This window comes from Xanthomonas nasturtii (genome assembly GCF_001660815.1).
GTDB lineage: Bacteria > Pseudomonadota > Gammaproteobacteria > Xanthomonadales > Xanthomonadaceae > Xanthomonas > Xanthomonas nasturtii.
The window spans coordinates 99,138-120,084 of record NZ_LYMI01000012.1 but is presented as its reverse complement, the minus strand read 5'-3'; the positions used below and the strand labels follow the sequence as shown (position 1 = coordinate 120,084).

Here is a 20,947-nt window from a genome sequence, read left to right as displayed (position 1 = left end):
TTTGTTGTTCCCGGGCCCCTGGTCCCCGGTCCTCTGTCCCTGCGTCACAGCGTCTGCTCCAGTACTTGCCAGACCAGTTCTTCGAACTCGATGCCGAGCTGGCGTGCAGCCTTGGGCACCAGCGAGTGGCTGGTCATGCCGGGAGCGGTGTTCACTTCAAGCAGATACAGCTGGCCGCTGCTGCCATCGCGCATCACGTCCACGCGGCCCCAGCCGCGGCAGCCGGCAGCGCGGAAGGCGTCCAGCGCGAGCTGGCGGATCTGCGCTTCGGCATCGCCTTCCAGACCCGGGCATAGGTATTGGGTGTCGTCTGCCACGTACTTGGCGTTGTAGTCGTACCACTGGCCCTTGGGCACGATGCGGATCGACGGCAATGCGGTGTCACCGAGCACGGCAACGGTCAGTTCATCGCCTTCGATCAATTGCTCCATCAACAGCGCACCGTCGTAGCGGGCAGCCAGGGTCACCGCTTCTTCCAGCTGTGCCTGGTCGAACACGCGGCTGACGCCGACGCTGGAGCCTTCATTGGCCGGCTTGACGATGACCGGCAAGCCAATCTGCTTGGCAGCGGCATGGATGTCGTCGGCGCTGGCGCCGGCGGCCAGACGCGCGTAGCGCGGCGTACTCAGGCCCAGCGACAGCCACACCTGCTTGGTGCGGATCTTGTCCATGCTCAACGCCGAGCCGAGCACGTCCGAGCCGGTGTACGGCACGCCGAACGCTTCCATCAGGCCCTGCACGATGCCGTCTTCGCCGCCGCCGTTATGGCCGTGCAGCACGTTGAAGACGCGATCGAATTGTTTTGCGACCAAGCCCTTGGCCAACGCCGGAATGCCATCGACCGGCTGTGCATCGACACCGCGTGCGCGCAGCGCTTCGAGCACGTTGCTGCCGGAGTTCAACGAGACTTCGCGCTCGGATGAGGTGCCACCGAGCAGCACCGCAACGCGGCCAAAGGTTGCCGGATCGGTGGTGCGTTGAATGCCGGGATCGGGGATCGGGGACCGGGGACCCGGAACGGCAGAGACGACGGACTGCCCGACCTGCTGTTCTCCAGTCCCGGGTCCCGGGTCCCGGGTCCCGATAGAGGGCGCGCTCATGCCTCACCCTCAACAAATCCATTGTTGATGATGTGCTGAGCCACATAGCCGATATCGCCGGCGCCCATCATCAACAGCAGGTCGCCGTCCTGCAGCACGTCGGGCAACACTTCAGCCAGGCCGGCAATCTGACCGACGACCACCGGCTCGCTGCGGCCACGCGCACGGATGGCGCGTGCCAGTGCGCGCGAGTCGGCACCGGGAATCGGCGCTTCGCCGGCCGGGTAGACCTCGCTCAACACCAGCGCGTCGACGGTGCTGAGCACGGCGGCGAAGGCGTCGAACTGATCACGGGTGCGGCTGTAGCGGTGCGGCTGGAAGGCGACGACCAGGCGCTTGTCCGGCCAGCCGCCACGCGCTGCAGCGAACACGGCTTCCAGCTCGCGCGGGTGATGGCCGTAATCGTCGACCACGCGCACACGTGCGCCGGTGCTGGTGGTGACTTCGCCCAGATCGTTGAAGCGACGGCCGATGCCGGCGAAGTTCTCCAGCGCGCGCGCAATGGTTTCCGGTGCCACGCCCAGCTGCCAGCCGATTGCGGCAGCGGCCAGGGCGTTGAGCACGTTGTGACGACCCGGCAGTGCGAGCGTCACCGGCGTGGTGGTGCCTTCGGGCAGGCGCAGCGTGAAGCGCATGCGCGGGCCGTCCTGCACCACATCTTCGGCGCGCACGTCGGCGTTTTCGCTCATGCCGTAGCTCATCACATGGCGCGGCGTCTTGCCGGCCAGTGCCGCCACTTCCGGGTCGTCGATGCATAGCAACGCCAGGCCGTAGAACGGCAGGCGCTGCAGGAATTCGGCAAACGCCGCCTGCACGCGGGCAAAGTCGTTGCCGTAGTTTTCCAGGTGATCCGAATCGATGTTGGTGATCACCGCCATCAACGGATTCAGGCGCAGGAAGCTGCCGTCGCTCTCATCGGCTTCGGCGACCAGCCATTGGCCGCCGCCGAGCTTTGCGTTGGCGCCGGCCGCCAGCAGCTGGCCACCGATGACGAAGGTGGGATCCAGCCCGCCTTCGCTCAGCACGGCCGCCGCCAGGCTGGTGGTGGTGGTCTTGCCGTGCGTGCCGGCCACAGCGATACCGCGGCGGAAGCGCATCAACTCGGCCAGCATCGCTGCACGCGGCATGATCGGGATGCGCTGGCTACGCGCTTCCATCAGCTCGGGGTTGTCTTCGCGGATGGCGCTGGACACCACCACACAATCGGTGCCGAGCACGTTGGCAGCCGAGTGGCCGCGCATCACGCGCGCCCCCAGCTTGGCCAGCCGCCGCGTCGCCGCGTTATCCGCGTTATCGGAGCCGGAGACTTCATAGCCCAGCGTCAGCATCACTTCGGCTATACCGCTCATGCCGGTGCCGCCGATGCCGACGAAATGCACGCGCGGAAATGCGCGCACCAGATCGCCGCTGTCCTGCAGACGGCGGATCACGCGGCACCTCCTGTGGAGGTAGCGGGACCGGGGACCGGGGACCCAGAACCCGGGAAGAGCGAAGCGGCGGCAGCGCGTTGCGCCTGCCCGTGATGATTATCTGCGTGCATACCTGTCTGCTGTTGATTCTGTTCTTCACGCCCCCCGCATTGCGGATCGCGGGTCTCGGTACTTCCATGCCGTTGATCGTGCTTGCCACGGGTCCCCGGTCCCCGGTCCCCGGTCCCGGCTTCGTGCAACACAATGTCGGCAATCCGCTCGGCAGCATCCGGCTTGGCCAGGGTGCGCGCGGCGTTGGCCATCGACAGGCGACGGGGTGGGTCGTTGAGCAGGGTCTGCAAGACCTGCTGCAAACGCACCGCCAGGCTGTCGTCCTGCTTGAGCAGCACGGCGGCATCGGCACCGACCAGGTATTCGGCATTGCGGGTTTGATGGTCGTCCACCGCAGCGGCAAACGGCACCAGCACGCTGCCGATGCCGGCGGCGCACAGTTCGGCCAGTGTGGAGGCACCGGCGCGGCACACGACCAGATCGGCCCAGGCGTAGGCTGCGGCCATGTCGGCGATAAAGGGTTCGACACTGGCATTGACGCTGGCCTGTGCATATGAGGCCTCGGCTTCGGCGCGCAGCTTTTCGCCGCACTGATGGCGAATCTCGACATCCGGGCGACCGAGTGCAGCCAGCGCCGCCGGCACCGCCTGATTCAATGCCCGTGCGCCCTGGCTGCCGCCAAGTACCAGCAGGCGCACCGGACCATCGCGGCCAACCAGACGTGCAGCCGGCGCAGGCAGCGCAGCAATGTCGGCACGCACCGGGTTGCCCACCGCCTCTTCGCCGACGAAGCTCCCCGGAAAACCGGTCAGCACGCGGCGCGCGAAACGCGACAACACCTTGTTGGTCATGCCCGGCGCGCGGTTCTGTTCGTGCACCAGCAACGGCACGCCAAGCAGGCGCGCAGCCAGACCGCCCGGGCCCGCCGCAAAGCCGCCGAAGCTGATTACCGCACGCGGCTGACGCTTGCGCAGCACGAAGCCGGCGGCGCGCACCGCGCGCATTACGCGCACCGGTGCACCCAGCAACTTCACCAGGCCTTTGCCGCGCAGGCCGCTGATGGCCAGCGTGTCGATCTGGATGTCGTGCTGCGGCACCAGACGGGTTTCCATTGCGCCATCGGCGCCCAGCCAGGTCACCGGCACGCCGCGCGCGCGCAATACCTTGGCCACGGCCAGTCCCGGGAAAATGTGCCCGCCGGTGCCGCCAGCCAGAATCATCACCGGTTGAATTCCCGCATTCGGCTGTGCGGACTTCTGCGAAGAGTTCGCATAGACACTCATGCGATCTTCCCGAACGTCGGTTCCACACGCGGCTGCATGCGGCTGGTGCCGCGCAAAATCGCCGATGCCGGTGCCACGGATGCGGCAGCAACCGGCGCGGCGGCGATCGGCGCGGCTGCAGCGGTCTCGCGCTGCGGCTTGCGTGCTGGCGCATACGCCGGCTGCACCGATTCGGCAACCGGCTCGGCCGGCTCAGCCGCTGGCGCGCCTGCACCCTGCGGCGACAACTTGCTGCGCAACCGCTCGGCGCGATCCATTTCGTAGGACACGCGCAGCAGCAAGCCCATCGCCACGCAGGTCATCAACACCGACGAACCACCGGAGGAAATCAGCGGCAGGGTCAGGCCCTTGGTCGGCAGGATGCCCAGGTTCACACCCACCGACACGAAGCTTTGCAGGCTGATCCACAAGCCGATGCCAAAGGCGATGTAGCCGGAGAAGTGACGCTTCATTTCCACGCAGCGCATGCCCAGCCAGAACGCACGGCCGACCAGCAGCGCATACAGCGAGATCACACCGCAGACGCCGACAAAGCCCAGCTCTTCGGCGATCACCGAAAAGATGAAGTCGGTATGCGCTTCAGGCAAATAGTTGAGCTTCTGCACCGAGGCACCCAGCCCCGCACCGGTCCACTGGCCGCGGCCGACCGCCATCAACGCATTCGACAGCTGATAACCGGAGCCGAGCTGATCGGCCCACGGATCCAGGAACGAGGTGATACGACGCAGGCGGTACGGCTCCAGGATTGCGATAAAGGCGAACACCGGCAGGCCGAACACGATCGGCATCGACATGCGCGGCAGGTTCACCCCGCCCAGCACCAGCATGCCGGCAGTGATCGCCAGCAGCAGCGTGGACGAGCCGAAGTCCGGCTGCATCAGCAACAGCGCAACCAGCGCGATCGCCACACCCAGCGGCTTGAGCATCGCCGGCCAGGTTGCGTTGACCTCGTCGCGGAAGCGCACCAGATAGCTGGACAGCCACACGATGTAGAGCACCTTGACCGCTTCGACGGTCTGGAATTTCGACACGCCCAGGTTGATCCAGCGCTTGGCGCCGTTGACGCTGCTGCCCAGCCCCGGCACGAACACCACCATCAGCAGGCCGAAGCAGGCCAGCAGCAACACCTGGTTGTATTGCTCGATGGTCTTGAGTTCGGTGCGCATCGCCCAGAACGCCAGCCCGATGCCGATGCCCAGGAACAGCAGGTGACGGGTCAGGTAATAGAACGGGTTATCCGACAATTCGATCGAGCTGGAGGCCACCATCACCACGCCCAGCGAGGCGAGCGTGGCTGCCGCACCGAGCAACCACGGGTCGTAGCGGCCGCCGATGGCGTCCAGTCGTGTGGCCTGGCGGGACATGTCGTTCATCAGCGCACCTTCAACGTGGCAAGGCCGATCAGCACCAGCACCACCGAAATGATCCAGAAGCGCACGATCACGCGCGGCTCCGGCCAACCCTTGAGTTCGAAGTGGTGATGGATCGGCGCCATGCGGAACACGCGCTTGCCGGTCAGCTTGAAGCTGGCCACCTGGATTATCACCGACAGGGTTTCGATCACGAACACGCCGCCCATGATCACCAGCACCATTTCCTGGCGCACGATCACCGCGATGGTGCCGAGTACCGCGCCCAGCGACAGCGCGCCGATGTCGCCCATGAACACCATGGCCGGATAGGTGTTGAACCACAGAAAGCCCAGCCCTGCACCGGCGATCGCCGAGCAGATGATGATCAGCTCGCCAGCGCCTGGAATCAGCGGGATTTTCAGGTATTCGGCAAACACCACGTTGCCCGAGGCATAGGCAAAGACACCCAGCGCGCAGGCCACCAGCACGGTCGGCATGATCGCCAGGCCGTCCAGGCCGTCGGTGAGGTTCACCGCGTTGGAGAAGCCGACGATCCAGAAGTAGGCAATCACCACGAAGCTCACGCCGGCCAACGGCAGCGCGATCGACTTGAACATCGGAATGTAGAAGGTGATCGCGGCCGGCACGTCGGCGGTGTAGTAAAGGAACAGGCCGGCGGCCAGGCCGAAGATCGACTGCAGCAGGTATTTCCAGCGCGATTTCAGGCCATTGGGGTCGCGGCGCACGATCTTGATCCAGTCGTCGTACCAGCCGATCGCACCGAAGCAGAGCATCACCGCCAGCACCAACCAGACGTAACGGTTGCGCAGATCGCCCCACAGCAGCACCGACAAGGTGACGGTAAGCAGGATCAGCGAGCCGCCCATGGTCGGCGTGCCGGCCTTGGAGAAATGCGTCTGCGGGCCGTCCTGACGAATCGGCTGGCCACCCTTGAACTGGGCCAGCTTGCGGATCACCGCAGGGCCCATCCACAACGACAGGAACAACGAGGTCAACGCCGCCAGGATGCCGCGAAAGGTCAGATAGTTGAACAGCCCGAACAGGCTCTCCAGTTGCTGCAGCCAGCGGGCCAACTCAAGCAGCATGGGAGGCATCCTCCGCCGGTGCGAGCAACGCGGTGACGATGCGATCCATGGCGCTGCCGCGCGACCCCTTCACCAGCAGCGTGATGGCGCCGGAACCGGTGGCCGGGGACCGGGGACCCGCAAGAGCGGGCGCGGACTGCGATTGTTGATCGTGAATCAAACCATTTCCCTGCATATTTCCTAATACTTGCTGTTGCTTTCTCCCGGTCCCCGGTCCCCGGTCCCCGGTCCCGGTTACACCGTCCCCGTTCCCGGCCTGACCCAGATCCGCCCGCAACGCCTCGACCAGCTGCGCATGCGTGGCAAACACCCGGCCGCCCTCGCCAAACGCCTGCGCGGCGGCGGCGCTGAGCTCGCCCAATGCGTATAGACGCTGCAGCTTGGCAGCGCGCGCGCGCCGGCCGGCAGCGGCGTGCAGTGCAGCGCCCTCATGGCCGAGTTCGCGCATGTCGCCCAGCACCAGCCAGCCATCGCCCGGCGCGGCGGCCAATGCATCGATGGCGGCATCCAGCGAGCCGGGGTTGGCGTTGTAACTGTCGTCGATCAGCACCGCGCCGCCAGGCAAACGATGCGCGACCTGCCGGCCGGCCACCGGATGCGCTTGCGCCAGGCCTGCGGCGATGATCGGCAATGCGATGCCGGCGCCCAACGCCAGACCGGTGGCGGCCAATGCGTTGAGTACGTTGTGGCGGCCCGGCAATGGCAGCGCAATCTGCGCCTGGCCCTGCGGGGTCACCAGGGTGAACCGGGCGCCATCGGCATGCAGCCGCAGCTGATGTGCGCGGATCTCGGCACTGGCCTGCAAGCCATAACGCAACACGCGACGCCCCTGCACCGCTTGCGCATGCAGCTGCTGCTCGAACCAGGCGCCGAAGGCATCGTCGGCATTGATCACTGCCACGCCATCGGCCGGCAGTGCGGTATAGATCGCGCCCTTGGTCTGCGCCACGCCGAGCAGGCTGCCCAGGCGCTCCAGATGGGCGGGGGCGATATTGTTGACCAATGCGACATGCGGACGCGCGATATCGGTGAGGTAGGCGATATCGCCCGGCTTGCCGGCGCCCATTTCGTAGATCGCAATATCCGCATCGTCCGGCGCAGCGATCACCGCCAGCGGCAGGCCGATTTCGTTGTTGCGGTTGCCCGGCGTGGCGTACACGGTGGTGCCGTCCACGCGCCCGGCTTCGGTCAGGATCGACAACAGCAGCGCCTTGACGCTGGTCTTGCCGTTGGAACCGGTCAGCGCAACCACGCGGGTGGCGCGGTCGCGCTGCATGCCGGCGGCGATGCGCGCCAAGGCCAGTTCGGTGTTGTCCACCAGCACCTGCGGCACGCTCAGCGCCGGCAGAACGCGCTCCACCAGCAAGCCGCTGGCGCCCTGTGCCACCGCGTCTGCGGCAAAGTCGTGTCCATCGAAACGCTCGCCGCGCAGCGCCACATACAGGCTGCCGTTGGCGAGCGTGCGGGTGTCGTTGCCGACCGCATCGATCATGGCGTCCTCGCCATGCAGTTCGCCGCCGGCCCAATGGGCGATCAGCGACAGTGGAGTGAGCTTCATGCGCGCACCCCCAGCACGGTGCGCGGCAACAGGGCCTGCGCAGCGACGGTGGCATCGTCGAAGACATGCCGCACGCCGGCCACTTCCTGGTATGGCTCGTGGCCCTTGCCGGCGATCAACACGATATCGGACGCACTGGCCATACCGATGGCCTGATGGATCGCGGCGGCGCGATCGCGCTGCACGATGGCCGCATCCGGGCGCGCGAAGCCGCGCAGGATGTCGGCCACGATCGCATCGCCATCTTCGCCACGCGGGTTGTCGTCGGTGACGATCGCCACGTCGGCGTTGAGTTCTGCAATTGCCGCCATCTGCGGGCGCTTGCCGGTGTCGCGTTCGCCGCCGCAGCCGAACACGCAGATCAGGCGGTCCTGCGCATGCGAACGCAGGCTAGCCAATGCCTGTTCCAGCGCGTCGGGCGTATGCGCGTAATCGACAACCACCAGCGGAGCGCCATGCGCACCGCCGAGCCGATTCATGCGGCCATGGATCGGCTGCAACTGGCCCAACACAATCGCAATCTGCGCAGGCGCAATGTCCATCGCCCACAACACGCCGGCCACGGCCAGCAGGTTGTCCACGTTGAAGCGGCCCAGCAACGGCGAATGCACCGGATGCACTTCGCCGGCGATGTTCAGCGCGAAGTTGATGCCGTGATGGTCCAGCTGCAATGCCTGTGCGCGCACGCTGGCGTTCGCCTGCGCGCGCGAACTCACGCCGATCGCGCGCAGCGCGGGGTCGAGCGAGGCCAGCAGCGTGCGGCCGAAGTCATCGTCCAGATTCACCACCGCCGCTTTCAACCCGGCGCGGGTGAACAGCCTGGCCTTGGCGGCGCCGTACTGCGCCATGTCGCCGTGGTAATCGAGATGGTCGCGGGTGAGATTGGTGAAGACCGCCACATCGAAATGCACCGCGTCCACGCGGCCCTGATCGAGCGCGTGGGAGCTGACTTCCATGGCCACCGCCTGCGCGCCATCATCGCGCAACTGCGCCAGCAACGCATGCGTGGGCAGCACCAGCGGCGTGGTGAATCCGGTTGGCACGGCCGTGCCGTACAGGCCGACACCCAGGGTGCCGAGCGTGCCGGTGGGCGTGCCGAGCAACGTCAACGCCTGCGCCAGCAGCTGCACGGTGGAAGTCTTGCCGTTGGTGCCGGTGACGCCAACCATGCGCATGGCCTGCGACGGCCGGCCATGAAATGCATCGGCCATGCCGCCCAGACGCGCACGCAACCCAGGCACGGCAATCGCATCGGCCGGCACCGGCAGACCGTCGGGCGCCGGCGGCTCGAACAACACCGCCACCGCACCGTTGGCGCGTGCCTGTTCGACAAAGCCCAGACCGTGCGCACCGAAGCCTGCAATCGCCACGAACGCATCGCCCGGGCGTGCCGCACGGCTGTCCATCACCAGGCCGGACACCTGCACGTCGTGCGTCAGCGTCACGTCGGGCAATAGCTGCGAAAGCGCCATGCTGCGGCTCACTGGCGGCTCTCCTGCACCGGTGCAGGCTGCGCCGGCGCGGCGGACGGCGCAGGTGCCAGTGCGGTCGGAATGCCGGCAGACACTTCGTCCACGGGGTCCGGCACCAGTGCCGGATCCAGGTCGGCCGGCTGCGGCTTGACCACCGGCTGACCGGTCTTGCCGGCGGCCTGTGCGGCCAGCCACGACTGAATGTCGTCCGGCGGCACGTCCATCAACCGCAGCGCGCCTTCCATCACCTTATGGAACACCGGCGCCGACACCAGGCCGCCGTAATACACCTTGCCCTGCGGATCGTTGATCACGATCACCGTGGCAAAGCGCGGGCGCGTGGCCGGCACCAGGCCGGCAAACAGCGCGTTGTAATGCCCGCGCTCGTAGCCGTTGGCGCCGTTCTTGCGTGCGGTACCGGTCTTGCCGGCCACGTGATAGCCCAGAATCGCCGCGCCCTTGGCGCCGCCCTGGGTGACCACGGTTTCCATCATGTCGATGACCTGGCGCGCCACTTCCGGCGTGACCACCTGGCGGGTTTCGTTGTGCTGGCCGCGCACGAAGGTCGGCGGGGTCAGCTTGCCGCCGTTGCCCAGCGTGGCGTAGGCCTGCGCGATCTGCAGCGGCGTCACCGACAGGCCATAGCCGTACGACATCGTGGTCTTGGACGGGCCGCTCCAGCGCGCCGGCTGCAGCACCACGCCCGACGATTCGCCGGGAAAACCGCTATGCGGCGCGCTGCCGTAACCGAAGTTGCGGATCGACTGATAGAACGTCTGATCCGGCACCTTGGCCGCGATCTTGGCCGCACCGATGTTGGAGCTGCGGGTGATCACGCCGGTGACGTTGAGCACGCCGTTGTTGCGCGGCACATCGCGGATGGTGAAGCGGCCCACGGCCATGTAGCCGGGGTTGGTGTCGATGATGGTGTCCTTGGTCACCACGCCGGCCGTCAATGCGGTGGCCACGGTCAGCGGCTTCATCGTCGAACCCGGCTCGACCAGATCGGTGACCGCGCGGTTGCGGCGCGCCGACGGATTGATGCCGGTGACCGAATTGGGGTTGTAGGTGGGCAGGTTGACCATCGCCAGCACTTCGCCGGTGGCCACGTCCATCACCACCATCGACCCGCCGGCCGCATTGTTTTCGACCAGCGCGTTGCGCAGCTCCTTGTAGGCCAGGAACTGGATGCGGCGATCGATGCTCAGCGTCAGGTCCTTGCCCGGCTGCGCCGGACGCACCAGATCCACGCTCTCCACGATCGCGCCGCGCGCATCGCGCACCACTTTCTTGGAGCCGGGCTTGCCACGCAGCCATTCGTCGAACGCCAGCTCCAGGCCTTCCTGGCCGCGGTCGTCGATATTGGTGAAGCCCAGCACGTGGGCCATCGCCTCGCCTTGCGGATAGAAGCGCCGGAACTCGCGCTGCGAGAACACGCCGGGAATCTTCAGATCGACAATGGCATGCGCCTTGTCCGGGTTGATCCGGCGCTGCAGGTACATGAATTCCTTGCCGGCCTTCTGCGCCAGCTTGGCGTTCAACTCGTCCAGCGGCTGGCCGAGCGCCTTGGCCAGCTCGGGGATGCGGTCCGGGTTGCGCAACAGTTCCTGCGGATTGACCCAGATCGATTCCACCGGCGTGGACACGGCAAGCGGCTCGCCGTTGCGGTCGGTGATCATGCCGCGCGAGGTGGCGATCGGCAGTTCGCGCAGGTAGCGCGCCTCGCCCTGGCGCTGGTAGAAATCGCGGTTGACCAGCTGCACGAACGCCGCGCGGCCGATCAGCGTCACCGAGCACAGGCCCAGCGCGATGCCGACCAGCGTCAGGCGGCCACGGAGGTTGAAGTTGCTGCGCGCGCGGTTGCGGCCGGCTTTCATGGCGCACCTCCGTGTGCGCCACCCTGCGGGCGGCTACGCCGTGCAAAACGGCTGTCCTGCCGTTTTGTCATGGGCGTACTTATGTGTGCGCCACCCTGCGGGCGGCTGCGCCGTGCAAAACGGCTGTCCTGCCGCTGCGTCATGGGCGCACCACCACGATGTCGTTGGTCTCCGGGAACTTCATCCCGATGCGCGCACGCGCGACCTGATCGACCCGGTTGCTTTCCGCCCAGGTGGCCTGCTCCAGCTGCAGCCGGCCGAATTCGATATTCAATTCATCGCGCGTGTGTTCGAGCTTGGACAACTGCACGAACAGCTTGCGATGCATGTGGCGCATGTACACCACACCGATCGCCGAGGCGATGCTGCAGGCCAGCAGCACGATAAGCAGCAGGCGGCTCATGGCGCGCTCCTTTGGAGTGCGCTCGGGACCAGGGACCCGGGGCCCGGGACCCGGGAAGAACCAAGGCCGGTGCCCGACGGATCCTGGCTGTCGCTGTCGCTCTTTCCGGGTCCCAGGTCCCGGGTCCCCGGTCCCGCCACCCTCTCAGCCACCCGCAACACCGCACTGCGCGCACGTGGATTGACAGTCAGCTCGTCGACGTCGGCCTTGATCGCGCCGCTCACCAACTGCAGCGTCGGCACGAACGGCTGCGCTTCGGGCAGGCGGCGGTTGCTCGGCGGGGCCTTGGCGTAGCGGGCCATGAATTGTTTGACGATGCGGTCTTCCAGCGAGTGGAAGCTGATCACCGCCAGCCGGCCGCCGGGCTTGAGCGCGGCCAGGGCAGCGTCCAGGCCAGCTTCCAGATCGTCCAGCTCGCGGTTGATGTAGATGCGGATCGCCTGGAAGCTGCGCGTGGCCGGATGGGTCTTGCTGTCGCCGCGCGGCATCACCGAGGCGATCAGGTCGGCCAGCTGCGCGGTGCGCAGCAGCGGCTGTTCGGCGCGGCGCGCCACGATGGCGCGCGCGATGCGGCGGCTCTGGCGTTCTTCGCCATAGGTCCACAGCACATCGGCGATCTCGCGGTCGCTGGCATGCGCCAGCCAGTCGGCTGCACTCTGGCCACTGTCCGGGTCCATGCGCATGTCCAGCGGGCCGTCCTTGCCGAAACTGAAACCGCGCCCGGCCACATCCAGCTGCGGCGAAGACACACCCAGATCCAGCAGAATGCCGTCGACGGTCGCAGCGGCGACCACCTGGCCAAGGCCGGCGAAACTGCCGCGATGGATGGACACGCGCGCATCGCCACCGAACGCCTGTTCGGCCACCGCGATCGCTTCGGGGTCCTTGTCCATCACCAGCAGTCGACCTCCCGGGCCAAGATGTTCCAGCACGCCACGTGCGTGTCCGCCACGCCCAAACGTGCCGTCGAGATAGGTTCCGTTTTCGGTCACCTGCAGGCCATCCAGAACCGGCCTGTACAGCACCGGCACATGGGCCGCCGGTGGCTGCGACACCGGGTGACCGGGCTGCGCTTCACCGCGCATCCGGGCACCCCGGCTCACAACCTGAGATCGAGCAATTCATCGCCCAGATCCCCGTCAGACAATGTCTGCTGGATCAGTGCGCGATGTGCCTGCTCGCTCCAGAGTTCGAATTTGTCGCCCATGCCCAGCAGCACGGCCTTCTTCTCGATGCCGACCGCATTGCGGTGGCTGGCCGGGATGCTCAGACGCCCGTTGGCGTCCAGCTCCAGCACCGCGGAAGAACCCACCAGTTTCTGCTGCAGCGTGCGGACCACGCGCTGGGTATTGGGCTTGGACATCACATCGTCACGCACCCGCTCCCACTCCTTTTCCGCATACAGCCACAGGCATCCGGCTTCGAACGGGTTGTAGGTGAGCACCAGGCGATTGCCGCTCACGCGCGTGACCAGGTCGCGGTACGCGGTTGGCACCGCCATACGCCCCTTGTCGTCCACCGTGATGGCAGTCTCGCCCTGAAACACCGAATACAACCTCGAATACCCGCTGGGGGATCATTGAACCACGAAAAACCACAAAACACCTGGTTTTCCCTCCGTTGCCCACCTTAGCAGCGCGTCAAAGGTTGTCAACAACTTTGCAGGCTACAAATCGCCAATCGCATCAATGAGTTGCAGCACTCTTTAGAGACTTGTTCAAAGGTTATCCACAAGTTGCTGTTTCGTCTCAGATTTTGAGATTGAACAAAAATTCAGGGGTGTGAAGGCCATGTAAACTCGACTACTGTCTCACTTCACGTTGCGCCAGCTACACCCGGCCACTGCGCAAACGGGCGACAATCGCGGGCATGTGCCTGGTCGCCCTTGCCTGGAAAACCCACCCGCGCTGGCGCCTGCTGCTGGCCGGCAACCGCGATGAATTCCACGAACGCCCCACCGCAGCACTGGCGCACTGGGCGGCACCGGCCGACAACGTGCTGGCGGGCCGCGATTTGCGCTCCGGAGGCAGTTGGGTGGGCCTGGGCTGCGACGGCCGCGTTGCGGTGGTGACCAATGTGCGCGACCCGCTCGCCACTGCCTCGGGGCGCTCACGCGGGCATCTGATTGCCGACTATCTGTCCGGCAGCCTGGGCGCTACCGCGTATGCCGACCTACTTTCCGGCGCCGCCCACGCGTTCCCACCGTTTAACCTATTGCTATGCGACGCCGACCGTTGCGAGCACCTCAGCAATCACCCGCCACTGGCGCGGCAGCTGGCGGCAGGCATCCACGGCATGTCCAACGGGCCGCTAGACGCCCAGTGGCCCAAAACCGCCGCCCTGACCGAGGTGCTGCGCCACTGGTGCGCCGACGGCGATGAAAACCTGCAGCCGCTCTGGGCTGCGCTGGGCAACCCGGCCATCGCCCCCGACGACGCCCTTCCCCACACCGGCGTGGACCTGCCCACCGAGCGCCTGCTCTCGGCCGCATTTATCAGCGGCGCCAGCTACGGCACCCGCGCCAGCACCATCGTGGCGGTGGACCATCACGGCCATGGCTTCATCCACGAGCGCCGCTTCGGCCCGAACGGGAATTTCCAGGGCGAGACCCGGCTGGACATCGCTGCCACGCATTGACAGCCCAGAATCATGCGCATAGCGTGCGCATAAGCGCAGGAGGCCCGTCATGAGCCGTTATTACGATAGCTCCGCACCAAAAAAACCCCTCAACCTGACCATCAATGCCGACCTGGCCGCCCAGGCCCGCGCCATGACCGGCAACCTGTCGGCAAAGGTGGAGGAACTGCTGGCCGAGTACGTGACGAAGGAGCGCGACAGCCACAGCGCCCGGGCGATGGAGTTGCAACGCGCCGCAAGCGAATGGAAGGCCTTCACCGACGCGCACGGCGCCTTCGCCGACGAGTTCTCCACCCTGTGACCGACCAGTTCGATATCTACGCCAACGTCGGACGCAACAAGAACATTCCTTATGTTGTGGTCGTCCAATCGAAAATCTTCGATGCCTCCCCCCGCCGCGTCGTCGTACCGTTGGTCATCGCCTCCGCGCACTCCCCGACCCCCTCCCGCTTCACCCCCGAATTCGTCGTCGCCGGCCAGCGCGTCGTGCTGCAACCACTGGAAATGACCTCGGTACCGCTCTCGGTACTCACCCACCCGGCGGGTTCGTTGAGGGACGAAGGGCAACGCATCGTCGACGCCCTGGACGAGCTGTTCACCCGCTCGTTTGGTTAGGTAGCGCGCTGGCAACTGCAGCGTGAGCGAGACGCCCATGACGCAGATCGCGGCAGGTTGCGCACGCTGAAGCATCGGCTGGTCCAGCATCCCAGCGCTTGACGCCCGATTTACCGCCATGACGCCAGAGCGAAAAGCTCGCCCCCATCCGCCCTTCGGGCACCTACCGCAGCAAGCGGTGGAAGGGAGTTGATCACTTAGTGCGCAGCGCCCCAGCCAACCACCTATCTGCAAGCCCCCTTGAGTCAAGGGGGCGCGGCGACAGCCGCGGGGGATATGGCATACCCGGAGCGGGACCCGCGTTTTGTACCGCCTGCGGCGGTACGAAGCGTGGGCGCCTTCGAGAAGGGCGAACGCCCGAACGAAGGTGGCGGAGCCGGCCGGTAAGCCGGGTTCTGTCGTGGACAGTCATTCGTCTAGGCGCTACGTCACCGCAGCGCTCAAGCAACCTACCCGGATCCAGCGCGGGCCACGCCAATGGATCCCTATTTGGTCTTGCTCCAGGTGGGGTTTGCCGTGCCGGTCCGTTACCGGACTCGCGGTGCGCTCTTACCGCACCATTTCACCCTTACCGGCCCCTCGCCACCCCTCTGCAGCCTCCGGGCGCACTTGGCGATGCGATGCATCGCTGGCACGTTCCAGTAGCGGCAGAGGGGTGACGAGGGACGTAGGCGGTATCTTTCTGTTGCACTTTCCGTCGGCTTGCGCCGCCCAGGCGTTACCTGGCACCTTGCCCTATGGAGCCCGGACTTTCCTCGGCACTCTTGCGAGTGACGCGACTGTCTGGCCGACTCCGCCGGGGCGCACTATACGCTATCGCCACCTTGCACGACGGCGCTGCGTTGCCAGCCCCGCCATCGCCGCCAGGAACGCACCTGGGCGCGAAGAGGCCTTACCGAGACATCCCGGCCGCACGCAAACCTGCGCCTGCGACGGCAACCCTAGCCGCCATACAACGCCTTGCGCGGCGCGCCGGTGAGTTCGGCGGCCAGCTTGGCGGCAGTGGACGGCGGCAGGTGTTCGGCGAGTTTGGCGTAGACGCGGCGGCCTTCGGCGAGCTGGCCGTCGGCAGCGTCGGCGGCGCCTTGCACCATCACGACGAACTCGCCCTTGCGCTGGTTGTCGTCGGCTTCGACCCTGGCCTGCAGTTCGGCCAGGCTGCCGTCGAGCACGGTTTCAAACAGCTTGGTCAGCTCGCGGGCGATCACCGCCGGGCGGTCGTCGCCGAAGGCGAAACGCAGGTCGGCCAGCGAGTCGACGATGCGGTGGGACGACTCGTAGAACACCAGGGTGCGGGTCTCGCCGGCCAAGTGCGCCAGGCGCTCGCGGCGCGCGGCGCTCTTGGCCGGCAGAAATCCTTCGAAGCCGAAGCGGTCGCTGGGCAGGCCGGCCACGCTCAACGCGGCGATCGCCGCGCAGGCGCCCGGCACCGGGCTGACCTTGATGCCGGCGGCACGGGCGGCGCGCACCAGCTTGAAACCGGGGTCGCTGACCAGCGGGGTGCCGGCATCGCTGACGATGGCCAGCGATTCGCCTTCGCCCAGGCGCGCCACGATACGTTCGGACATGGCTTCTTCGTTGTGGTCGTGCAGGGCCAGCAGCGGGCGGTCGATACCGAAATGGCTGAGCAATTGGCGGGTGTGGCGGGTGTCTTCGGCGCAGATCGCGGCCACGCCACGCAACACCTCCTGCGCGCGCGGCGACAGGTCGGCCAGGTTGCCGATCGGCGTGGCGACCACGTGCAGGGTTCCAGGGGACATCATCAGCGGTCTTCCGGGGGCAAAGGGTAGAATCGTAGCGGTTTTCAACGGACCGCCCTGGCGGCCCCTGTCCAATGGATCTGAAATGAACAAGCGTGTTGCAAGGATCTCCGCCCTGTCGCTGCTGGTGATGCTGGCGGCCGGTTGCGCCACCAGCAGCGTCACCCAGACCGCCTCGCCCACGCAAAGCGCGGCGCTGGCGTTGCTGGACCAGGGCAAGCCGCGCGAGGCGGCGCAGCAACTGGAAGCCGAGGCCGCCAGTGCCAGTGGTGCACAGCGCAGCCGCTTGCTGGCCGCATCTGCGTTCGGTTGGCACGACGCCGGCGATGATGCACGCGCACGCACGCTGCTGGCGCAGGTCAATGCACGCCACCTCAGCGGCGAAGACCGCGCCCGCTTCGGGCTGCTCACCGGCGAGTTGGCGGTGCTCGACAGGCAGGGCGCGCAGGCATTGGAGGCGCTGGGCGACAGCCCGCAGGGGCTGACCCAGCCGCTGCAGACGCGCTGGCTGGTGGCCCGCGCCGCCGCGCTGGAAACCACCGGCGACCTGTTCGCCGCCGCCGCCGATCGCGCGCGCGCCGATGCCAGCCTGACCGGCACGCCGCGCAGCGAGAACCAGCGCGCCATCGTGCGTCTGCTGGCCGCGCTGGACGATGCCACGCTCAAGGGCCGTACCGCCGCACTGCCGGCCGGCGACCCGCTGTACAACTTCGCCGGGCGCGCGCTGATCAGCCGTGGGCTGGGGTTGCCGCACGCGTTCGAGCGCGATGCGCAGTGGGGCTTCGACACCAGCAAGCGTCCGCCGGCCGAGCGCGATGGCTACCGCCCGCCGGTCAAGCTGGGCGTGCTGTTGCCGCTCACCGGCAACCTGGCCACCGCCTCCGCACCGGTGCGTGACGGCCTGCTGGCCGGCTATTACGCCGAGACCCGCCGCCGCCCGGAAGTGCAGTTCTTCGACACCGCCGGCACTGCGGCCGGTGCCAATGCCGCTTACGACAAAGCGGTGAGCGCCGGGGTGGACTACGTGGTCGGCCCGCTGGGGCGCGATGAAGTGAGCGCCCTGTTCGCACGCGGCCAACTGGCGGTGCCGGTGCTGGCGCTCAACCGCCCCACCGACAACAAGGCACCGCCCACCGGCAGCGCGGGCTTCTCGCTGGCACCGGAAGACGACGGCATCATGGCCGCCGAATACCTGCTCTCGCGCGAGCGCCGCAACGTGCTGATCGTCGGCACCAGCGACGACAGCGGCAAGCGCACCATCAAGGCCTTCCGCGACCGCTTCAGCGAACGCGGCGGCACGGTGGCCGGCAGCATCAGCGTGGCCGATACGCCGGGCGACATCGGCGCGCAGCTGCGCAATTACGGCACCGCCGATGCGGTGTTCCTGGCTGTGCGCGGAAACACCGCGCGGGCGTTGGCCCCGCAGCTGGCATTGAGCGGATTTGCCGGCAAGTCGCGCGTGGGCACCTCGCAGCTGGTGGCCGGCACCGGCAAGATCGAAGACGACCTGGCACTGGACGGCATCGTCTACCCGAGCGAAACCTGGACCGCGCTGGGCGTGTCCGGCCTGCCGGCGGCCAGCCAGGTGGCCAGCACACTGCCCAGCGCACGCGGCCCGGCCGCCCGCCTGTTCGCGTTCGGCTACGACGCCTGGAAGATCAGCGCATACCTGGAAAAACTTGCCACCGGCACCGATGGCGGCCTGCGTGGCGCCACCGGCACCTTGCATCTGGACGGCTTCGGCAACGTGCTGCGCACTCCGGCCTGGTCCACCTTCAACGGTGGCCGCCCGGTGCCGATCGCCGACGGCCGCTGAGGCCATGCCGGCGGCGCGTCAGCAGCGCGGTGCGGCAGTGGAAGCGGCCGCACGCGTCATGCTGGAGCAGGCCGGTCTGCGGCTGGTGGTGCGTAACGCCAACTACCGCGGCGGCGAACTCGATCTGGTGATGCGCGACGGGCAATCGCTGGTGTTTGTGGAAGTGCGCTACCGGCGCGACGACCGCTTCGGCGGCGGCGCGGCATCGGTGGATGTGCGCAAGCGCCGCAAGCTGGTGTTGGCCGCGCAATTGTTTCTTGTCCATCACCCCGCGCTGGCAGCGCTGCCGTGCCGCTTCGATGTGGTCGACGCCAGCGGCGAACCGCCGGTATTGCACTGGATCCGCGACGCGTTCCGCGCCGACGATTGCTGACCACGCCCGACGCTCGCTACCCACGCCATTACCGACGTTCGATGCCGACTATCATGACCCACGCTGCGGTGCCGCTGGCGCTCTGGTGCGCCAGTGAACGCGGCCGCATGTCGCCATGCCTGCTGGCTGCCGGTGTGCTGGCGGCGATGCTGCCCGACGCCGACGTGGCGGCCTTTGCGTTGCACATCCCGTATGCCGACGCGTTCGGCCATCGCGGTGCCAGCCACTCGCTGTTGTTCGCCGCAGCGATGGCGTTGCTCGGTGGCGCGGCGCATCGCCTGTTGCGTGCCGATGCCGTGCAGGCGGCTGTGTTCTTGTTCGTCTGCGCCGCATCGCATCCGCTGCTGGATGCGCTGACCTCCGGCGGCCTGGGTGTGGCACTGGGCTGGCCGTGGGACCAGGCACGCTGGTTCGCACCGTGGCGGCCCATTCGCGTGTCGCCGTTCGCCAGCGGCTTTTTCAACGCGCGCGGCCTGGACACGCTGCTTTCCGAGCTGCGCTGGGTCTGGCTGCCGCTCACCGTCGCCGTGCTGGGCTGGAGATGCATCCAGCGCACGACACCACAGGATCAGATGCGATGACCGACGTACTTCCCGCTGCACTGGCCGAGCTGCTGGCCAAGCGCCTCGGCGCCGAGGGCTGGTTGACCGGCGACGATGCGCGCCGCCGCTATGGCGAAGACGATTCGCGCCGCTGGGCATTGCCCGCCGCCGTCGCCCTGCCGCGCGATACCGAGGATGTGGTGGCGATCGTACAGGCCTGCCGCGCGCACGGCGTGCCGATCGTGGCGCGCGGCGCCGGCACCGGCACCACCGGCGCGGCAGTGCCGTTTTCCGGCGGCGTGGTGGTGTCGATGGCGCGCATGAATCGCATTATGGCGCTGCGTCCGGAAGACCGCTGCGCGGTGGTGCAGCCCGGCGTGCTCAATGGCGACCTGCAACAGGCGTTGCAGCCGCATGGTTTGTTCTGGCCACCGGATCCGTCCAGTGCAGAGATCTGTAGCGTTGGCGGCAATCTATCCACCAACGCCGGCGGCCCGCGTGCAGTCAAGTACGGCGCCACCCGCGACAACGTGCTTGGCCTGGTGGCGGTGACCGGCACCGGCGAGGTGATCCGCTGCGGCGGCGCATACACCAAGAATTCCACCGGCTACGACCTCACGCATCTGCTGGTGGGCAGCGAAGGCACCCTGGCGATCATCGTCGAAGCGACCTTGAAGCTGACCCCGCGTGCAGTCGCGCAAGCCGGGGTGCGCGCGTTGTACCGCGATGCGTCCAGCGCTGCGGCCGCGGTGTCGCGCATCATGGCGCAGCCGACCACGCCGACCATGCTGGAATTCATGGATGCCAGTGCCATTGCACTGCTACGCCGCAATGGCAGCGACGTGCCCGAAGCGGGCGCGATGTTGCTGGTCGAAGCCGACGGCGATCACGACACCCTGCCCTACGCCTTGCAGGCACTGCACGATGCCGCCAATGGCGAGGGCGTGCTGAGTCTGGACATCGCCGCCGACGGCAGCGCGCGCGACAAATTGTGGGCTGCGCGCCGCGCGCTGTCGCCCGCACTACGCACGATCAAGCCCGGCAAGATCAACGAAGACGTGGTGGTGCCGGTGTCGCGCATTCCCGCGTTGGTGGCCGGCGTGGAAGCGCTTGCTGCGGAATTCGCGCTGCCCATCGTCGCCTTCGGCCACGCAGGCAACGGCAACCTGCACGTCAACATCATGTACGACCCGGCCGATGCCGACGAAGACGCGCGCGCGCACGCGGCATTGCCACGGCTGTTCGCGCTGGTGCTGTCGCTGGAAGGCACGCTCTCCGGCGAACACGGCATCGGCGTGGCCAAGCGCGATTTCATGACGCAGGCGTTCAGCGCACCCACGCTGGCAGCGATGCGCGCGATCAAGGCCGCGCTGGACCCGGATGGGATCTTGAATCCGGGCAAGGTGCTGCCGCCGGTGGAGTGAGGTTGCGCGCCTGCGACACTGCAGTGCGTACGGGCAAGCGCGGAGCTGTGCGCTCGCGATGCACATGGCGTCTGCGATGATGCCGCTATCGACGCGCCGCTCGCATCCACTCACTCGCAGTGACAGGCACCGGGAAAGACGCCCCCAT

Annotated in this window: 19 protein-coding genes and 1 other RNA gene; 7 read left to right on the top strand and 13 right to left on the bottom strand. The window is 67.2% G+C overall.

Annotated elements, in window-relative coordinates:
* Positions 1-44: 44 nt before the first annotated feature.
* The 11 genes from A7D16_RS06215 to mraZ form a co-directional block, all read right to left on the bottom strand.
* The gene (locus tag A7D16_RS06215) at positions 45-1,100 is read right to left on the bottom strand and encodes a D-alanine--D-alanine ligase (protein ID WP_239686950.1); all 1,056 of its coding nucleotides are present in this window, start codon (positions 1,098-1,100) and stop codon (positions 45-47) included.
* The gene (murC, locus tag A7D16_RS06210; protein ID WP_064630859.1) at positions 1,097-2,530 is read right to left on the bottom strand and encodes a UDP-N-acetylmuramate--L-alanine ligase; all 1,434 of its coding nucleotides are present in this window, start codon (positions 2,528-2,530) and stop codon (positions 1,097-1,099) included. The genes A7D16_RS06215 and murC overlap by 4 nt, the downstream gene beginning before the upstream one ends.
* The gene (gene murG / locus A7D16_RS06205; protein ID WP_064630857.1) at positions 2,527-3,864 is read right to left on the bottom strand and encodes an undecaprenyldiphospho-muramoylpentapeptide beta-N-acetylglucosaminyltransferase; all 1,338 of its coding nucleotides are present in this window, start codon (positions 3,862-3,864) and stop codon (positions 2,527-2,529) included. Before murG ends, murC begins: the two co-directional genes overlap by 4 nt.
* A complete protein-coding gene (gene ftsW / locus A7D16_RS06200) occupies positions 3,861-5,237 on the bottom strand; it encodes a putative lipid II flippase FtsW (RefSeq protein WP_064630855.1) in 1,377 nt (458 codons plus the stop codon). Before ftsW ends, murG begins: the two co-directional genes overlap by 4 nt.
* Complete coding sequence (mraY, locus tag A7D16_RS06195; RefSeq protein WP_064630853.1) at positions 5,237-6,322, bottom strand: phospho-N-acetylmuramoyl-pentapeptide-transferase; 1,086 nt, start codon at positions 6,320-6,322, stop codon at positions 5,237-5,239. Before mraY ends, ftsW begins: the two co-directional genes overlap by 1 nt.
* Positions 6,312-7,880, bottom strand: coding sequence for a UDP-N-acetylmuramoyl-tripeptide--D-alanyl-D-alanine ligase (locus tag A7D16_RS06190; RefSeq protein ID WP_064630851.1), 1,569 nt, complete (start codon positions 7,878-7,880; stop codon positions 6,312-6,314). Before A7D16_RS06190 ends, mraY begins: the two co-directional genes overlap by 11 nt.
* On the bottom strand, positions 7,877-9,352 hold the full coding sequence (locus A7D16_RS06185) for a UDP-N-acetylmuramoyl-L-alanyl-D-glutamate--2,6-diaminopimelate ligase (RefSeq protein WP_064630960.1): 1,476 nt from the start codon (positions 9,350-9,352) through the stop codon (positions 7,877-7,879). Before A7D16_RS06185 ends, A7D16_RS06190 begins: the two co-directional genes overlap by 4 nt.
* 8 nt (positions 9,353-9,360) lie before the next feature.
* Positions 9,361-11,229: a peptidoglycan D,D-transpeptidase FtsI family protein gene (locus tag A7D16_RS06180; RefSeq protein ID WP_064630849.1), complete on the bottom strand. Its 1,869-nt coding sequence runs from the start codon at positions 11,227-11,229 to the stop codon at positions 9,361-9,363.
* A 139-nt stretch (positions 11,230-11,368) separates the two neighbouring features.
* Positions 11,369-11,632, bottom strand: coding sequence for a cell division protein FtsL (ftsL, locus tag A7D16_RS06175; RefSeq protein ID WP_005991913.1), 264 nt, complete (start codon positions 11,630-11,632; stop codon positions 11,369-11,371).
* Entirely contained in the window at positions 11,629-12,717 is a 1,089-nt protein-coding gene (gene rsmH, locus A7D16_RS06170; protein ID WP_064630847.1) for a 16S rRNA (cytosine(1402)-N(4))-methyltransferase RsmH, read from the bottom strand. The genes ftsL and rsmH overlap by 4 nt, the downstream gene beginning before the upstream one ends.
* A gap of 14 nt (positions 12,718-12,731) precedes the next feature.
* Positions 12,732-13,187, bottom strand: a complete 456-nt coding sequence (gene mraZ, locus A7D16_RS06165; protein WP_016903087.1) for a division/cell wall cluster transcriptional repressor MraZ — start codon at positions 13,185-13,187, stop codon at positions 12,732-12,734.
* Between the two features lie 314 nt (positions 13,188-13,501).
* Here mraZ and A7D16_RS06160 point away from each other — a divergent pair, with 314 nt between their 5' ends.
* The 3 genes from A7D16_RS06160 to A7D16_RS06150 are packed head-to-tail and all read left to right on the top strand — an operon-like array spanning position 13,502 to position 14,884.
* On the top strand, positions 13,502-14,269 hold the full coding sequence (locus tag A7D16_RS06160; RefSeq protein WP_064630845.1) for an NRDE family protein: 768 nt from the start codon (positions 13,502-13,504) through the stop codon (positions 14,267-14,269).
* 49 nt (positions 14,270-14,318) lie between these two features.
* Positions 14,319-14,570 (top strand): type II toxin-antitoxin system CcdA family antitoxin, encoded by a 252-nt coding sequence (locus tag A7D16_RS06155; RefSeq protein WP_047697619.1) that lies wholly within the window; start codon positions 14,319-14,321, stop codon positions 14,568-14,570.
* Entirely contained in the window at positions 14,567-14,884 is a 318-nt protein-coding gene (locus A7D16_RS06150; protein ID WP_064630843.1) for a CcdB family protein, read from the top strand. The genes A7D16_RS06155 and A7D16_RS06150 overlap by 4 nt, the downstream gene beginning before the upstream one ends.
* 368 nt (positions 14,885-15,252) lie before the next feature.
* Here A7D16_RS06150 and rnpB read toward each other — a convergent pair.
* Together rnpB and rsmI are read right to left on the bottom strand one after the other, a co-directional pair.
* Positions 15,253-15,679: RNase P RNA component class A (gene rnpB, locus A7D16_RS06145), an RNA gene on the bottom strand.
* A 146-nt stretch (positions 15,680-15,825) separates the two neighbouring features.
* Positions 15,826-16,647 carry a 16S rRNA (cytidine(1402)-2'-O)-methyltransferase gene (gene rsmI / locus A7D16_RS06140; RefSeq protein WP_064630841.1) on the bottom strand — a complete coding sequence of 274 codons (822 nt, stop codon included), beginning with the start codon at positions 16,645-16,647 and terminating at the stop codon, positions 15,826-15,828.
* An 82-nt stretch (positions 16,648-16,729) separates the two neighbouring features.
* Between rsmI and A7D16_RS06135 the strand changes: the two genes are divergently transcribed.
* From A7D16_RS06135 to A7D16_RS06120, 4 genes are read left to right on the top strand one after another with little or no spacing between them, the layout of a single operon-like run.
* Positions 16,730-18,460, top strand: a complete 1,731-nt coding sequence (locus A7D16_RS06135; protein WP_064630839.1) for a penicillin-binding protein activator — start codon at positions 16,730-16,732, stop codon at positions 18,458-18,460.
* A 4-nt stretch (positions 18,461-18,464) separates the two neighbouring features.
* Positions 18,465-18,833 (top strand): YraN family protein, encoded by a 369-nt coding sequence (locus tag A7D16_RS06130; RefSeq protein WP_064630837.1) that lies wholly within the window; start codon positions 18,465-18,467, stop codon positions 18,831-18,833.
* A 41-nt stretch (positions 18,834-18,874) separates the two neighbouring features.
* Positions 18,875-19,414, top strand: a complete 540-nt coding sequence (locus tag A7D16_RS06125; protein WP_064630958.1) for a metal-dependent hydrolase — start codon at positions 18,875-18,877, stop codon at positions 19,412-19,414.
* The gene (locus tag A7D16_RS06120) at positions 19,411-20,799 is read left to right on the top strand and encodes an FAD-binding oxidoreductase (RefSeq protein WP_064630835.1); all 1,389 of its coding nucleotides are present in this window, start codon (positions 19,411-19,413) and stop codon (positions 20,797-20,799) included. The genes A7D16_RS06125 and A7D16_RS06120 overlap by 4 nt, the downstream gene beginning before the upstream one ends.
* Positions 20,800-20,947 lie beyond the last annotated feature (148 nt).

What these genes read in the sequence shown, in the direction of transcription:
- A7D16_RS06215 (WP_239686950.1), bottom strand. Translation starts at nt 1,100, where the DNA reads ATGAGCGCGCCCTCTATCGGGACCCGGGACCCGGGACCCGGGACTGGA.
- murG (WP_064630857.1), bottom strand. Translation starts at nt 3,864, where the DNA reads ATGAGTGTCTATGCGAACTCTTCGCAGAAGTCCGCACAGCCGAATGCG.
- ftsW (WP_064630855.1), bottom strand. Translation starts at nt 5,237, where the DNA reads ATGAACGACATGTCCCGCCAGGCCACACGACTGGACGCCATCGGCGGC.
- mraY (WP_064630853.1), bottom strand. Translation starts at nt 6,322, where the DNA reads ATGCTGCTTGAGTTGGCCCGCTGGCTGCAGCAACTGGAGAGCCTGTTC.
- A7D16_RS06190 (WP_064630851.1), bottom strand. Translation starts at nt 7,880, where the DNA reads ATGAAGCTCACTCCACTGTCGCTGATCGCCCATTGGGCCGGCGGCGAA.
- A7D16_RS06185 (WP_064630960.1), bottom strand. Translation starts at nt 9,352, where the DNA reads ATGGCGCTTTCGCAGCTATTGCCCGACGTGACGCTGACGCACGACGTG.
- A7D16_RS06180 (WP_064630849.1), bottom strand. Translation starts at nt 11,229, where the DNA reads ATGAAAGCCGGCCGCAACCGCGCGCGCAGCAACTTCAACCTCCGTGGC.
- ftsL (WP_005991913.1), bottom strand. Translation starts at nt 11,632, where the DNA reads ATGAGCCGCCTGCTGCTTATCGTGCTGCTGGCCTGCAGCATCGCCTCG.
- rsmH (WP_064630847.1), bottom strand. Translation starts at nt 12,717, where the DNA reads ATGCGCGGTGAAGCGCAGCCCGGTCACCCGGTGTCGCAGCCACCGGCG.
- A7D16_RS06160 (WP_064630845.1), top strand. Translation starts at nt 13,502, where the DNA reads ATGTGCCTGGTCGCCCTTGCCTGGAAAACCCACCCGCGCTGGCGCCTG.
- A7D16_RS06155 (WP_047697619.1), top strand. Translation starts at nt 14,319, where the DNA reads ATGAGCCGTTATTACGATAGCTCCGCACCAAAAAAACCCCTCAACCTG.
- rsmI (WP_064630841.1), bottom strand. Translation starts at nt 16,647, where the DNA reads ATGATGTCCCCTGGAACCCTGCACGTGGTCGCCACGCCGATCGGCAAC.
- A7D16_RS06135 (WP_064630839.1), top strand. Translation starts at nt 16,730, where the DNA reads ATGAACAAGCGTGTTGCAAGGATCTCCGCCCTGTCGCTGCTGGTGATG.
- A7D16_RS06130 (WP_064630837.1), top strand. Translation starts at nt 18,465, where the DNA reads ATGCCGGCGGCGCGTCAGCAGCGCGGTGCGGCAGTGGAAGCGGCCGCA.
- A7D16_RS06125 (WP_064630958.1), top strand. Translation starts at nt 18,875, where the DNA reads ATGCCGACTATCATGACCCACGCTGCGGTGCCGCTGGCGCTCTGGTGC.
- A7D16_RS06120 (WP_064630835.1), top strand. Translation starts at nt 19,411, where the DNA reads ATGACCGACGTACTTCCCGCTGCACTGGCCGAGCTGCTGGCCAAGCGC.